Genomic DNA, 373 nt, shown 5'->3' with positions numbered 1-373 from the left:
CTGCAGCATTTCCAGCACTTCGGCGCCACGCACTTCGCCGACCACGATGCGGTCAGGGCGCATGCGCAGGCTGTTGCGCACCAGATCGCGGATGCTGACCGCGCCCTGGCCCTCGGCGCCGCCGATGCGGCTTTCCAGGCGCACCACGTGCGGGTGGTTCAGCGAAAGCTCGGCCGTGTCCTCCACGGTGATGACGCGCTCGCTGGGTGGTACGTAGCTGGCCAGGGCATTGAGCAGCGAGGTCTTGCCCGAACTGGTGCCGCCGGAGACCAGGATGTTGCAGCGGCCCAGCACCATCGCCTTCAGCAGGGCCTGCATCGGCGCGTCGAAGGTGCCCTTGGCGAGCAGTTCGTCGGGGGTGAACGGGTCCTTG

General features: G+C 68.1%; 1 protein-coding gene. It reads right to left on the bottom strand.

The window, feature by feature from the left end; genetic code table 11:
* On the bottom strand, positions 1 to 373 hold a 373-nt coding region (locus tag EN850_RS34205; RefSeq protein WP_189591295.1), incomplete at both ends, for an ATPase, T2SS/T4P/T4SS family.

Origin of the sequence: Mesorhizobium sp. M8A.F.Ca.ET.207.01.1.1 (assembly GCF_004794715.1) — a bacterium.
Taxonomy (GTDB): domain Bacteria; phylum Pseudomonadota; class Alphaproteobacteria; order Rhizobiales; family Rhizobiaceae; genus Mesorhizobium.
Note: the sequence above shows the minus strand (reverse complement) of the source record. Positions and strands in the feature narration are given on the sequence as shown.